Origin of the sequence: Aliivibrio sp. EL58 (assembly GCF_900312675.1) — a bacterium.
Taxonomy (GTDB): Bacteria; Pseudomonadota; Gammaproteobacteria; order Enterobacterales; family Vibrionaceae; genus Aliivibrio.
Genome location: NZ_OMPC01000009.1, coordinates 526,135 through 540,828, shown reverse-complemented (window position 1 = coordinate 540,828; position 14,694 = coordinate 526,135). Strand labels below are relative to the sequence as shown.

At 38.5% G+C, this 14,694-nt stretch carries 14 protein-coding genes; 10 read left to right on the top strand and 4 right to left on the bottom strand.

Going from position 1 to position 14,694, the window contains the following annotated elements:
• Positions 1–8 precede the first annotated feature (8 nt).
• The 5 genes from rlmKL (at position 9) to rmf (ending at position 6,317) form a co-directional block, all read left to right on the top strand.
• A complete protein-coding gene (gene rlmKL / locus ED622_RS13405; protein ID WP_122034809.1) occupies positions 9–2,126 on the top strand; it encodes a bifunctional 23S rRNA (guanine(2069)-N(7))-methyltransferase RlmK/23S rRNA (guanine(2445)-N(2))-methyltransferase RlmL in 2,118 nt (705 codons plus the stop codon).
• Positions 2,127–2,132: 6 nt separating this feature from the next.
• On the top strand, positions 2,133–2,375 hold the full coding sequence (locus ED622_RS13400; RefSeq protein ID WP_065591114.1) for a glutaredoxin family protein: 243 nt from the start codon (positions 2,133–2,135) through the stop codon (positions 2,373–2,375).
• Positions 2,356–4,269, top strand: coding sequence for an ABC transporter ATP-binding protein (locus ED622_RS13395; protein WP_122034807.1), 1,914 nt, complete (start codon positions 2,356–2,358; stop codon positions 4,267–4,269). Before ED622_RS13400 ends, ED622_RS13395 begins: the two co-directional genes overlap by 20 nt.
• A gap of 8 nt (positions 4,270–4,277) precedes the next feature.
• Positions 4,278–5,942, top strand: coding sequence for a DUF3466 family protein (locus tag ED622_RS13390; protein WP_122034804.1), 1,665 nt, complete (start codon positions 4,278–4,280; stop codon positions 5,940–5,942).
• 201 nt (positions 5,943–6,143) lie between these two features.
• Positions 6,144–6,317, top strand: a complete 174-nt coding sequence (rmf, locus tag ED622_RS13385) for a ribosome modulation factor (protein WP_045102089.1) — start codon at positions 6,144–6,146, stop codon at positions 6,315–6,317.
• A gap of 186 nt (positions 6,318–6,503) precedes the next feature.
• Here the strand turns inward: rmf and fabA are convergent, their stop codons facing one another.
• Complete coding sequence (fabA, locus tag ED622_RS13380; RefSeq protein WP_122034802.1) at positions 6,504–7,022, bottom strand: bifunctional 3-hydroxydecanoyl-ACP dehydratase/trans-2-decenoyl-ACP isomerase; 519 nt, start codon at positions 7,020–7,022, stop codon at positions 6,504–6,506.
• 65 nt (positions 7,023–7,087) lie between these two features.
• Complete coding sequence (locus ED622_RS13375; RefSeq protein WP_122034800.1) at positions 7,088–8,755, bottom strand: AAA family ATPase; 1,668 nt, start codon at positions 8,753–8,755, stop codon at positions 7,088–7,090.
• 180 nt (positions 8,756–8,935) lie between these two features.
• On the opposite strand from ED622_RS13375, the gene matP reads away from it, so the two are divergent.
• Positions 8,936–9,382 (top strand): macrodomain Ter protein MatP, encoded by a 447-nt coding sequence (gene matP / locus ED622_RS13370; RefSeq protein WP_122034797.1) that lies wholly within the window; start codon positions 8,936–8,938, stop codon positions 9,380–9,382.
• 69 nt (positions 9,383–9,451) lie between these two features.
• Here matP and ED622_RS13365 read toward each other — a convergent pair whose 3' ends face one another.
• Positions 9,452–10,006, bottom strand: a complete 555-nt coding sequence (locus ED622_RS13365) for a DUF1439 domain-containing protein (RefSeq protein WP_122034795.1) — start codon at positions 10,004–10,006, stop codon at positions 9,452–9,454.
• A gap of 680 nt (positions 10,007–10,686) precedes the next feature.
• Positions 10,687–11,142 (bottom strand): hypothetical protein, encoded by a 456-nt coding sequence (locus ED622_RS13360; RefSeq protein ID WP_122034793.1) that lies wholly within the window; start codon positions 11,140–11,142, stop codon positions 10,687–10,689.
• Positions 11,143–11,410: 268 nt separating this feature from the next.
• Here ED622_RS13360 and ccoN point away from each other — a divergent pair, with 268 nt between their 5' ends.
• The 4 genes from ccoN to ccoP are packed head-to-tail and all read left to right on the top strand — an operon-like array spanning position 11,411 to position 14,626.
• Positions 11,411–12,841, top strand: a complete 1,431-nt coding sequence (gene ccoN / locus ED622_RS13355; RefSeq protein ID WP_045102080.1) for a cytochrome-c oxidase, cbb3-type subunit I — start codon at positions 11,411–11,413, stop codon at positions 12,839–12,841.
• A gap of 12 nt (positions 12,842–12,853) precedes the next feature.
• Positions 12,854–13,465, top strand: coding sequence for a cytochrome-c oxidase, cbb3-type subunit II (gene ccoO / locus ED622_RS13350; protein ID WP_122034790.1), 612 nt, complete (start codon positions 12,854–12,856; stop codon positions 13,463–13,465).
• Positions 13,466–13,475: 10 nt separating this feature from the next.
• Entirely contained in the window at positions 13,476–13,658 is a 183-nt protein-coding gene (locus ED622_RS13345) for a CcoQ/FixQ family Cbb3-type cytochrome c oxidase assembly chaperone (protein WP_122034787.1), read from the top strand.
• Complete coding sequence (gene ccoP, locus ED622_RS13340) at positions 13,655–14,626, top strand: cytochrome-c oxidase, cbb3-type subunit III (RefSeq protein ID WP_122034785.1); 972 nt, start codon at positions 13,655–13,657, stop codon at positions 14,624–14,626. Before ED622_RS13345 ends, ccoP begins: the two co-directional genes overlap by 4 nt.
• The last annotated feature ends 68 nt before the right edge of the window (positions 14,627–14,694 follow it).

Sequence of the window (14,694 nt, the reverse complement as noted above, 5' to 3'; positions counted from 1 at the left end):
AGAATCTCATGAAAAAATACTTAGCCATCACTTCTAAAGGCCTTGAAAACCTACTCGCTGACGAACTTATTGCACTTGGTGTTACAGACCCAAAATTGGTTTATGCAGGGGTAATGTTTGAAGCTCCAACAGACGTTGTTTATCGTTGTTGCTTATGGAGTCGTATCGCGTCACGTTTTATTCAAGTTCTGTCTGAGTTTGATGTTCGTGATGATATGGATTTATACCTAGGTGCTTCTGCAATCAATTGGCCTAATTATTTCAGTGCTGATAAAACATTGGTGGTGGACTTTAACGGTACTAACCGTGAGATTCGAAACAGCCAATACGGCGCATTAAAAGTAAAAGATGCGATTGTTGACCGTTTTACAAAAGCTGACTTAGAGCGTCCAAACATTGATAAAGCTGAGCCTGATTTGCGTGTACATATGCGTTTGTCTGGTGAGAAAGGGATTCTTGGCTTTGACTTAATTGGTTCAGGTTTACATCAACGTGGCTACCGTACTGAAGCAGGTCGTGCACCACTACGTGAAACATTAGCTGCAGCCTTAGTACTTCGTAGTACTTGGGATGAGAGCAAACCATTATTAGATCCAATGTGTGGTTCAGGTACGTTACTGATTGAAGCGGCACTAATGGCTTGTGAAATGGCACCTGGTGTTAAGCGTGAGAAATGGTGTTTTGAAGCACTGAATGATTTTGATGAAGAGCTATGGACTGAAATTCGCTCAGAAGCTCGTGTTAAGAGTCGTCGTGGCGTTAAGAAAGTAGATACTCATTTCTACGGATTTGATCGTGATTACCGTGTTATTCAAACCGCTCGTGAAAATGCCCGTCGTGCTGGCGTTGAAGATTTAATTACGTTTGATGTTGGTGATGCAACTAAGATTGAGCGTCCAGAAGCATTTGAAAATGGCGTAGTGATTTGTAACCCACCATATGGTGAGCGTTTAAGTACTGAGCCTGCATTGATTGCGTTGTACAGTGAGTTTGGCCGCCAACTTAAAGAACAGTTTGGTGGTTGTACTGCATCAATCTATTCAAGTAATGATGATTTATTAGCATGTATACGTATGCGTGCTGATAAGCAATTTAAACTGAACAATGGTGCATTACCGTGTGTTCAGAAAAACTACTCAATTACTGAATCTGCTGAACGTAAAGAAGCCGCTAACGTTGAAGTTGCTCCTGAGTTTATGAACCGTCTTAAAAAGAATTTGTCTAAGATTGGTAAATGGGCACGTAAAGAGAAGTTAGATTGTTACCGTCTTTATGATGCAGATTTACCAGATTACAATGCAGCGATTGATGTTTATAAAGATTACATCATCATTCAAGAATACGCGGCACCAAAAACAATTTCTGAAGATAAAACACGTCGTCGTTTAACAGATATGATCCGAGCAACAGTTCTGGTTACTGGCGTAGAAACAAATAACGTGATTTTGAAAGTTCGTCAAAAGCAATCAGGTAAAAATCAATATCAAAAACTGGCTGAGAAATCTCGCTCTTTTGATGTTGATGAGTACGGCGTAAAACTGATCGTTAACCTACAAGATTACCTAGATACAGGCTTATTCTTAGATCATAAGTTAACTCGTAAAATGATTGGTGAAATGGCAGCAGGTAAAGATTTCTTAAACCTATTTGCTTACACCGGTTCAGCAACCGTTCATGCGGCTTGTGGTGGTGCAAAATCTACCATGACAATTGATATGTCTCGTACCTACCTAGAGTGGGCACAGAAGAACATGAATACCAATGATCAAACGGGTACTCAGCATCAGTTCTTACAAGCAGACTGTCTACAATGGCTACAACAAGCAGAAGGCGAGTTTGATTTAATCTTTATCGATCCACCTACGTTCTCTAACTCTAAGCGTATGGAACAGACGTTTGATGTTCAACGTGATCACATCATGTTACTTGAGAACCTAAAACGTATGCTACGTGAGAACGGAACGATCGTATTCTCAAACAATAAACGTAACTTCAAAATGGATGACGAAGCACTACAGAAAGCAGGCCTTAAAGCTAAGAATATTTCTAAGCAAACATTGCCGCTTGATTTTGCTCGTAATAAACACATTCATAACTGTTGGATTATTACTCACAAGGAAGACTAGAGACGAATGATTACTCTCTATAGCACGGAAGGCTGCCATCTTTGCGAGCAAGCATTTGACTTGCTTGTGGAGGTGGGTGTAGATATCGAAAAAGTAGACACGGTAGACATAGCGTTCAACGATGAGCTTTTCTCTCGTTACGGTGTCACAATACCTGTGGTGGCCAATGGCTTATCTGAGCTGAATTGGCCATTCAATATATCGCAATTAAAGAATTGGTTAGAAGACAATGGCATTACTTACAATTAATAACGGTCAATTAGCGTTTGGTGATCATCCGCTATTAGACAAATCTGATTTCGCTTTACAAGAAAATGAGCGTGTGTGTTTAGTTGGCCGTAACGGTGCGGGTAAATCAACGCTAATGAAAGTAATTGCTGGTGACATCATTATGGATGACGGCAAACTTCAAATTAATCAAGATGTGGTGGTTTCTCGTCTAGAACAAGATCCACCGCGTAATGAGAGCGGTACTGTATTTGATTACGTATCAGAAGGTTTAGCAGAGGCGGGTAAATACTTAAAAGAGTATCACCGTCTTCTTGATTTGCTAGAAACTGATCCAAGTGAATCAAATATTAATAAGCTATCTCGTGCTCAAGAAAAAATTGATCACCTTAATGCATGGCATTTTGATATGCGTATTCAATCGGTTCTTGAATCATTGAAACTGGATGGTCATACGCTACTAACTGATTTATCTGGTGGTTGGCAACGTAAAGCTGCATTGGCTCGTGCTTTGGTTTCTGATCCTGATGTATTACTTCTTGATGAACCAACCAACCACTTAGACGTAACGACGATTGAATGGCTTGAAACTTTCTTAAAAGATTTTAAAGGTTCAATTATCTTTATCTCGCATGACCGTGCGTTTATTCAATCAATGGCGACACGTATTGTAGATTTAGACCGTGGTAACTTATCGTCTTACCCTGGTAACTATGAAGAATACTTACTAGCAAAAGAAGAAGCACTACGTGTAGAAGCTGATCAAAACGCACAGTTTGATAAAGTTCTTGCTCAAGAAGAAGCGTGGATCCGTGAAGGTATTAAAGCACGTCGTACTCGTAATGAAGGTCGTGTTCGTGCATTAAAACAATTACGTCGTGAGCGTTCAGAACGTCGTGAAGTAATGGGTAAAGCCAATATCCAAGTGGATGAGTCAAATCGTTCAGGTAAAATTGTATTTGAAGCAGAAAACCTTCATTACTCAATTGATGGCAAAAACATTGTTAAGAACTTCAGCTTCAATGTTATGCGTGGCGACCGTATTGCACTAATTGGTGCGAATGGTTGTGGTAAGAGTACGTTACTTAAACTGATGCTTGACCAACTGCAGCCGGATTCAGGTAAATTGCATTGTGGTACGAAATTGGAAGTGGCTTACTTTGACCAATATCGTGAAGCATTAGATCCTGAAAAAACGGTTATTGATAACCTAGCAGATGGTAAACAGGAAGTAACTGTTGGTGGCCGTGAGCGTCATGCATTAAGTTATTTACAAGATTTCTTATTCTCGCCAAAACGTGCTCGTCAGCCTGTTAAAGCATTGTCTGGTGGTGAGAAAAACCGTCTATTACTTGCGCGTTTGTTCCTTCGTCCAAACAATTTATTGATTCTTGATGAACCAACCAATGATTTAGATATCGAAACATTGGAACTTTTAGAAGAATTACTTGCCAACTATCAGGGTACATTATTATTAGTAAGTCACGATCGTCAGTTCGTTGATAACACAGTAATGACCAGTTGGATCTTTGAAGGTGAGGGCCAGATCGAAGAATTCGTAGGTGGCTATCACGATGCACAGCGTCAACGTGCTAATGTACAGGCGACTCGTGATGCAATGGCTCCAACAGTAAAAGTAAAAGTGGAACCAGTTGCTGCTACAACTCAAAAAGTAGAGCAGGTAGCTAAGCCAAAGAAATTATCATATAAGTTACAGCGTGAGCTTGAACAGTTACCTGAAACATTAGAAAAATTAGAAAATGAAATTACTGAACTTCAAGAGAAAGTGAACAGCGCGACTTTCTTCCAACAAGACCCTAAAAAGACGGATGAAGTCTTAGGGCGTTTAGCAGAAGCTGAGCAAGAGTTGGAAGTGGCATTCGAGCGTTGGGAAGAACTTGAAGCTCTACAATAGGAAGTTAAATGAGTAGTAAATTACAATTAACCACATTAGCTGTTTTGGTGTCCGCTGCGCTTCCTGCGCAAGCGGCGCTTTATAAAGTGGTGGAAGTAACTCCAGCAGGTGTAACTGGATCTGAGTATTATGGAACAGCAATTCAGCCTTCAGCTGTAGGTGTGAACTGTTTTGATTCAGGAGCTTTACCTACTACACCAGCTACATGTGAAGATTATAAACTAGCTGGTGAAACTCGAAACTGGGCAGAGGGCGTTTCTTATCGCGAAGAAGTCGCTTTTGCTATAGATAATTCTTTTGATTATATTGAAGATGGCTATGATGGCTTTGAAGACTATTGCTTCTTTCAATTAGGTTATACTACTTGCGAGTCTTGGGCTTCGAATCAATGGAATGGTTGGAAAAGAGAATTAAATGGAGGCTCTACACCTCCAAACAATTCTTCTGCATTCATTGAAAACTCACCTATTAATAGCTCTAAAGTAAATGTAGTTATTAATAGTTTAGTGTCAGACACTGAAGCTATAGGTAATTACAATTCATCGACGACTCGAAACCAAGCATTTAATTCCGTTGAATTAGCTAATGGAACTGGCCAACAATCTAGAGCATGGGCTAAGAAAAAGTCATATACAGTAGGCAGCATTTCATCTAGTAGTAATTACTTAAATAATTTTTCTAAAGCAGCTATATGGGATGGGAGTAATGCTCCAATTGAATTAGATTGGAAAAACACCTCAGATAACGGTAGTGGAAATGATGTTTATGCTCAAGGTAGTGCTCGTGATTTAATTATCGATGCTAATGATTCAGATCGCATGTATATCGTTGGATATAATAGTACTGCAGATGGCGATTCACGTTTAATGCAAGCAACTATATTTAAACAAAAAATAGTTGCTAATGGTATCAGTGCTAACAACTGGGATTCCAATACTGTTGTAAATGCTCAAGCTGAGATTGGTGGTGATTTTATTCACTCTAACTCTGTTGTCACAAATATAAATGAAAACTTAGTTGCGGTTGGTCAAGCAAAGCGTTCGGGCAATTACCCTGAAAATGGTGCTGTCGCAAATCGTTTATTTGTTATTCCTAATGCGGCATCCCCAAGTGCTAGTTTCTTTTCTGGTGGGATCTTCTTTAATGGCGCTGGTGGACAAATGGGTGGAATTAACAATTTTAATGAGATTGTTGGTCGTATCGATATAGAAAATAACCGTGAATACGATGGTAAACAGCGTCGTCAACGTGCGTTTATTTACCCATATAACGGCAATGGAACAGATGTAGACAGAGCTAAGATCTTTAACAACAAAGCTTGGATAATTGATGACTTAACCAATGATGGTAAAGTCTCTGGAACAACGGATAACAACAACCAATTTCGTATCTACGATGCAACTGACATCAATGATGCCGGTGTTATCTCTGCTACGGCACTTAAATGTGTCGGCGGTTATGATTCTGTAGCGAGTGATTCTTATTGTGGTAACGGAAGTACAGCTGAAAAGATTGTTGCAGTTAAGTTAGTTCCAATTTCAGATCCTACACAACGTAGTATTCAGGCTCGTCCATTTGAGAACAGTACTATCGAACGTCAAGGTGGTTCACTTGGCTTTGGCGCTATAACATTGCTTGGTTTATTTGGTTTAATGCGAAAGCGAATTAAATAAAAGCAATTAATAAGACTAAGCCCGAAGTCACAAATTGAGACTTCGGGCTTTTTTTATACTTGAAAAAAGGCTCAAATTGTCCGATTCTTAATATTGTCATCATGAAATGTTCGTGATGAACCCTAACGGAATAAAAGGGTATCAGTAGTAAAGTAGTATATTTATTGAAGCATTATGCCTTCCATCTATGAGGACTGAACTATGAAGAGACAAAAGCGTGACCGTTTAGAGAGAGCACAATCACAAGGCTACAAGGCTGGTTTAAATGGCCGTTCATCAGAGAACTGCCCATATCAAGCAATGGATGCTCGTTCATGTTGGCTAGGGGGCTGGCGGGACGCAAGAGATGACAAACATTCCGGTTTGTTTAAATAACTAAATAGAATTCCAAATTAAAGCCTCTTTATGAGGCTTTAATTTTATCTAGGGTAAAAAAGTACAGAATAAACAAAGTAGGTAAGTGTTGAATATAAGCACGCATCTAGCGCACTATAACTAATATGGTTTATATAAAAATAAAGCCAGCACACGGCTAGCTTTATCAATCAATAAATTCTTTAATTAGAACTTTGATGTATCTTGGAAAAGACCTACTTTAAGATCTTTAGCAACGTAGATTTCTTTACCATCAACTAGAACGCGACCATCTGCTAGGCCCATTACTAATTTACGGTTGATAACACGTTTAAAATCAATTTCATACGTTACTTTTTTAGCAGTAGGTAGAACTTGACCTGTAAACTTAACTTCACCCACACCTAAAGCACGACCTTTACCTTCGCCGCCAATCCAGCCAAGGAAGAAACCAACAAGTTGCCACATTGCATCAAGGCCAAGACAGCCAGGCATTACTGGGTCACCAGGGAAATGACAATCGAAGAACCAAAGGTCTGGAGTAATATCTAGCTCAGCGATAACTTTACCTTTACCAAATAGACCTTCTGTTTCAGACATAAGAGGGATGCGATCCATCATTAACATGTTTGGTGCAGGTAGTTGTGGTCCGTTTGCGCCAAATAATTCGCCACGGCTTGATGCTAGTAAATCTTCACGATTGTATGAACTAGGTTTATTTTGCATTAAAGTATTACTCCTAAATAAGTTGCTGAGATTCTAGCTAACACTTGTACGCTTATCAAGTCTGATCAGCGCTGGTTAAACCAGTTCTTAATACGACAGAATAAAGCGGAACACTGATTCGGATTATGTTCAACATCTTCAATATGTTGAGCAATTAAAGAGAAAATCGATTCGTGTTCTTCAGATTGTAATGGCAACCCTGTTAATAATTCCACAGCTTGTTCAACATGACTAACAAGATGAATAGTAAACTGTTTTTCGTTAACGGCTTGAATTACCTCATCGGAAAGTACAAGATTAATTCCATTTGTTTCTGGGATAATAACACCTTGCTCACCAGTTAACCCGCGTTTTTCACACAGCTGGAAGAAGGCTTCAATTTTTTCATTTACACCGCCAATAGGTTGAATCATACCAAACTGATCGACAGAACCAGTAATAGCTAAACTTTGATTAATTGGCTTTATTGCAAGGGCACTTAAAAATGCACAGAGCTCTGCTAAGCTTGCACTGTCACCATCAACTTCACAGTAAGATTGCTCAAATACCATAGAGGCAGTAAAAGGCAGTGGTTCATGAGTTTTTAATTGGCTAAGTATATAAGCTTGCATTATCAACATTCCCTTAGCATGAAGATCGCCACCTAACTCTACTTTGCGTTCTACATCTGATAACTCACCATCACCCGCATGTACGACACATGTAATTCGAGAAGGTTCACCATAAGAAATAGGGTGCCCAGGTACAGATACTACGGTTAACCCATTGATTTGACCAACTTGCTCACCTTGAGTTTCAATGAAAATATTTTGTTCTAAAATATCATCGAGAGCTCGTGATGGTAAATAGGATTCAATATTATACTTGGTTTTAAATGATTGGTTAAAATCAACAGCAGTAATGTATTGCTTTGATAATGACGCTAAAGAGGCGTGTGCCAAAATCGAATTTAACCATAACAAGCATAAGTTAAGTCGAGTCTGGTCTTCACATTCTCTGGCACCAGCTTTGAGTAATGGTAATAAAGCAGACCCATTTTCTAGTGGTAAGTGTTTATGTTTAGTAGAGAGTGAGCTAATCAGTTTTACATAGTCAGTTACCGTGTCACTTTCCAGGGTGGTATCAAACTCATATTCTGCAAACATTGACATGCCAGCAAGTAAGTCGGGCTCTAATTGTTCGATTTCCCCAAGTAGAGCACGATCACTAACGATAACTAATTTAACATCAACCATTAAGCTGTGTGTGTGCGGCATTGGTGACTTAGAATCACTTGCTGAAATTGTTACAGGGTGACCTTGTAATAAACTTTTAAGCCTTGGCCAAAAGTGTGGATTTGCCAGCAGGAGACTTGGTGAAATAATTAGAAATCCACCATTGGTTTTTTGTAATAAGCCATGTTCAAGAACGTCACTTTTATTATGATAAACACCGAAAAGCTCTGCTTCAGTGGCACTTTCAATGACAACAACAGGAGCTGTTTCATCATTAGTTAAGCGATTTGATGTATTCAAGCATAACCAGTTCGCGATATATTCACGGTAGACGTGATTATCCAACGCATTGATTTGCAGTATATTAATGCCATTTATATGAGAGAAAACCTCTAAAGCTTGAATCAATCTTGGCTGCAGAGAATAGGGTGATTGTGCGTCGATTGAGTGAGATTGATCCAAGGCATCTTGAATATGATCGTACTGAGGTTCGATTAGAAATGGCGTGTCTAACTGCATGCTTACTTATTAATAAAAAATAAAACTGATTATACATGACATAACTACACACGTCTGATTTTTCAGTAGTTACATTATCAATTAGATCTTAATCTCATTATCCGCGAAGAATGTTGCTGATAATGCAAACTAGAGTTACACTGTCACCCAAATTTATTCTCTTTAATATGAGTGCTTTATATGAAATACCAACAACTTGAAAATCTAGAAGCCGGTTGGAAATGGATGTATTTATTTAATAAGCATCGTATGGGGGAATCAATTACGTGTTATATCGATTCTAGTGAGCAACAACAACAGGTTAATGAGTTCTTAAAGTTAGAGCATGAGCCGGTTAAATCACTCGAATGGATTCAAAAACATATGAATCCTGATTTAGAGAACAAGCTAAAGCAGGCTATCAGAGCAAAAAGAAAGCGTCACTTTAATGCAGAGCAAGAGCATACGCGTAAGAAATCAATCGACTTAGATTATCGTGTGTGGGAAAAACTGTCTCTTAGAGCACAAGACTTAGATTCAACACTGTCAGATACGATTGAGTATTTATTAAGTGAGGCCTCAAGAACAGAAAAGGCAAGCCAAACGGTGTCATCACTTAAAGCCGATCTACATGAGCTGTTAAAGTAACAACTCATGTATTAGCAGTGTAAAATTAATTAAGCACACCCTAGAGCACTATAACTAGAATGCTTATTATTAATCAAATAACTCAATCACAAGCTTATTGTTTTTTATTACCAAATTAGGTTCAGCTGACTTTATAAGAGATTCCTTCAGTTTATCTGAATTTAACTTATATGCCGGTTCATTAGATAACGCATAACCAATGATAGAAACGGCTGGTTTTAATAATGACGTCAGTTCTGGCGATAGTTGTTTATTCTTATCTTCAAATTTCTCTAATCGAAGAGACTTCAAATAAATCTCTCCAGTTTCTTTATCATATTCAGGGATAGCACTAAATTCCAAAGTGAGTGATAGGTTTTGTTTTAACTCATCCATCATTTGGATATCAGCAGTCGTGTTTGCGAAAACACTGATCCTATCAGTATCAATACGTCCAATTTGAACGTCAACGTTTTCTACATTAACTTGAGCATAGAGTAAGCCGGGGATCCCAACAGACTTTTCAACATGAATTTCATCGGACAGATAGTCAGTCATTTCTTTTTCTGTAATAGAATAACTAGCACAGCCAGAAAGCAGTAAACTGGAAAGTAACGCAAGGAGAGTCAGTTTATTATTTTTCATTTAAAACCTTAGGTAAACACTTGAGCACAAAGCAAAGTTGAAGCTGATTGTGACAAGGTAACAATCATATAATTAAGTTTAGTGTAACTGACTAAGCTAAGCAGATACAAATTCAAAAGAAAGAAATAACAGATAATTGACTAAAACTGATGGTTATCAGTAAATTACCTTCTATTATAACAATACACCTCAGTGCGCATTATGTATATTATGTTAAATGAGGTTAATGGTACTTGATATTCATATATTCCAGCTTCCCCATCACTATTGATTCTTTCAATAACAGCTAATTTAACCATAATCGTATTTACCATAAAATAGCTAATAATCACTAAATAATACTTCGTATCTATCTAATGATTATTAGCTTAGAGCATGTATCTAATCTTAATACTTTTTACAACACTAGTTACACTGTAACCGTTGGAATTAAATATAATAAACCAGTAAATACTCTCTAAGTTTAAATTAGAACTGTTGGTTCAATTACTTACTTTCCTTGTTACGTAGTAAACTTTAATCCAGCCAGTCGGTCCGCGAATATTACGATACTAAACTAAATTTGTTTAAAGCTACTGTGTAGAAAAACTCTATATAACCTTCATTTTCATATGCTAATGCTATCTTTCTTTATGAGTGCCTAGTTTTTAATCATATACTTTTTAACGCTATGAAATTATTTACTTTATTGAGTTAAAATTAACATTTATAGTCTCGTCTCCATTCGATATATTGATCATCCATTTCATCTCATTGTGTTTACATTTTGGTAAAAAAACAGAGTACTTATCTTCAGAGTTATCTGCATTTAAATGCAGAAATTTCAGTTTTCCCATATTCATGTTGATACCTTCAGCCTCTAAAGACCACTCGGTATCAAGACCTGAAATTGAAAGATTCATTTCAGTGTTCTGCATAATTGGACGCTCTTTCACATCAATAACGACCTGATTACTATCTATATTAAAGGTACAGGCTTGTTCTGTAATGTTACAAGCCTCTGATTTAATAATCTTAACCTTGGTATCATTTGGATCGACATAGGTAATTGTTCTCCAAGTAAATGCACTGATCAGTACGATTAATAAGAAAATAAGTTGATATAAACGAGGACCTGTTAACTTTTCTATAGCCATAGTTGAAAAAACCTGTGTTATCTAGTTCAAAAAAAATGAAAAAATGTTGCTTAACCGTAAAATTACTATGGGCATCAACTATGATTCATTTTTGAAGTGCAGTATCATTGACGCCGAAAATGCCATTTTTGCATTAAAAAGGAATATTTCAAAATAAAAGGGTCACAAATCCAATTATTTGAAGTTGAATTTTGGGTGGCATTGCGAACAATTTGTTCGCACTATGGAAAGTAAAGTGTAGTTATAATAAAAGTGGAAGCATGCAATTATGAGCCAAGTACAGCAGCATGAACAAAACTACAACTATACCGTTGTTCGTCAGTTCTCTTTAGTTACCATACTATGGGGTATTGTTGGCATGGGTGTGGGTGTACTAATTGCCGCTCAATTAGTTTGGCCGCAACTTAATTTCGACACACCGTGGCTTACGTATAGCCGTCTGCGTCCTCTGCATACAAATGCAGTAATTTTCGCATTCGGTACAAGTGCCCTGTTCGCAACATCTTATTATGTTGTTCAGCGCACTTGTCAAACACGTTTGTTCGGTGGTCCATTAGTTGCGTTCACCTTCTGGGGTTGGCAAGCAATTATCTTAGCAGCAGCGATTACGTTGCCTCTAGGTATGACATCAGGTAAAGAATATGCAGAATTAGAGTGGCCGATTGATATCGCAATCACTTTAGTTTGGGTTGCGTATGCTATCGTTTTCTTTGGAACTTTGTTTAAACGTAAGACATCACATATCTACGTTGCAAACTGGTTCTTTGGAGCCTTCATTTTAACCGTTGCAGTTCTTCATATTGTGAATAGCCTTGCTGTTCCAGTATCGATGACAAAATCGTATTCGATTTATTCTGGTGCTGTTGATGCGATGGTTCAATGGTGGTACGGCCATAATGCAGTAGGCTTCCTACTGACAGCCGGCTTCCTTGGCATGATGTATTACTTTGTACCAAAACAAGCAGAACGTCCTGTATATTCTTACCGTTTATCTATTGTTCACTTCTGGGCATTAGTATCACTTTATATCTGGGCCGGTCCTCACCACTTACATTACACAGCTTTACCTGACTGGACTCAGTCACTAGGTATGGTTATGTCATTGGTTCTATTCGCTCCATCTTGGGGCGGCATGATCAATGGTATAATGACGCTGTCTGGTGCTTGGCATAAACTTCGTTATGACCCTATTCTTCGATTCTTAATTGTGTCTCTGTCTTTCTATGGTATGTCTACCTTTGAAGGTCCGATGATGGCGATTAAATCTGTAAACGCCCTATCTCACTACACTGACTGGACTATCGGTCACGTGCATTCTGGTGCGTTAGGCTGGGTTGCAATGGTTTCAATTGGTTCTTTATACCACTTAATTCCTAAGCTATTTGGTCAAGAGCGTATGTACTCTGTATCACTAATCAATGTTCATTTCTGGTTAGCGACTATCGGTACAGTTCTTTACATCGTAGCAATGTGGATTTCAGGTGTTATGCAAGGTCTAATGTGGCGTGCAGTAAATGCAGATGGCACATTAACGTACAGCTTTGTGGAATCACTAGAAGCATCTTACCCATTCTACTTTGTTCGCTTCTTAGGCGGTCTAATCTTCTTATCAGGAATGTTCTTACTTGCGTACAATGCATACAAGACTATCTCTGCTCCGAAGAACAGCCTAAAAGCAATTCCACAGCCAGTGTTATAAGGAGACCATGTTATGAGTTCTAATCGTCATGAAATCATAGAAAAAAATGTGGGTCTTCTTGCCGTTTTAATCGTCGTTGCAATCAGTTTTGGTGCATTAGTTGAGATCACTCCTCTAATTTTCCAAAAACAAACGACTGAACCGGTAGAAAACTTACGAGTTTACACTCCACTAGAAATGGAAGGTCGTGATATTTACATCCGTGAAGGTTGTAATGTTTGTCATAGCCAAATGATCCGTCCATTCCGTGCAGAAACGGAACGTTACGGTCATTACTCTGTTGCTGGTGAAAGCGTTTGGGAACATCCATTCTTGTGGGGTTCTAAACGTACAGGTCCAGACCTAGCTCGTGTTGGTGATCGTTATTCTGATGAATGGCATCGTGTTCACCTAATCAACCCTCGTGATGTGGTTCCTGAATCCAACATGCCAGGCTTCCCTTGGTTGGAAGAAAACGTGTTAGATGGTGAATTAACATCGCAAAAAATTGCTATTTTCCGTAACAACTTTGGTGTTCCATACACAGAAGAAGACGTAAAAAATGCGGCTGATGCGGTTAAAGGCAAGACTGAGATGGATGCGATTATCGCTTATCTTCAATCTCTTGGTCATGCAATGAAGTAAGGAGGTCCACATGGACGCTGGAACTATTCATGCAATTTGGACTGTCATTCTGTTCTGCAGCATGATAGGTATTATTTTCTGGGCTTACAGTAAAAAACAGACAGCTCGTTTCGATGAAGCGGCTAACTTGGTTTTTGCTGATGAACAAGAAGATACTTCAAGCCAAAACAAGACAGGAGTTGATAAACAATGAGTACTTTTTGGAGTCTCTGGATAAGTATCATTAGTATTGGTACATTAATTGGTTGTGGTCTACTTCTTCGTTTCTGCTTGAAAAATACGACAGGAGTTGAAGAAGGTGAAGATATGGGTCATGAATACGATGGTATTCGTGAACTCAATAATCCACTGCCAAAATGGTGGACTTACATGTTCTGGGCTACCATCGTCTTTGCGGTTGTTTACTTAATTCTTTATCCTGGATTAGGTAACTTTAAAGGCGTTTTAGGTTGGACAAGTTCAGACCAAACCGTTCGTACTGTAGAAGAATCACGCGCATCGATTGAGCGTTCTCATAAAGAGAGAACACTTGATCAATTTGCTCGTGAATTAGATGACGCAAATACGAATTTTGGCGAAACTTTTTCAAAGCTTGCATATAAGCCAGGAACCTCTGAGTTCCGAGCTATTACTGATATTGCAAATGACGAAGAAGCATTAAAAGTAGGTCAACGTTTATTCCTACAAAACTGTTCTCAATGTCATAGCTCTGATGCAAGAGGCATGAAAGGCTTCCCTAACCTAACCGATAATGCATGGTTATATGGTGGTGAGCCTCAAGCAATCAAAACAACTATTATGAATGGTCGTATTGGGAACATGCCAGCTTGGGGAGATGCTTTAGGTGCTGATGGTGTTAAAGAAGTAGTAAGTTATACTCTTAGCCTATCTGGTCGTAAAGTAAACGTTAAAGAAGCCGCTGCAGGTAAACAACGATTTATCGTTTGTGCTGCCTGTCATGGTACAGATGGTAAAGGTAACCCTGCTCTGGGTGCACCAGATCTAACTGACAATGATTGGTTATTTGGCGATTCTCGTGCCGATGTTACTGAAACAGTAGCTAATGGCCGTCAAGGTGTAATGCCAGCTTGGAAAGACATATTAGGTGAAGAGAAGATTCAACTTCTTTCTGCCTATGTCTGGAGCTTAAGTAACAAATAATAAAAATAATAGCCCCTGCATGTACAGGGGCTTTTTTCCTTTTTATATTGAATCTCTAATATAAAATC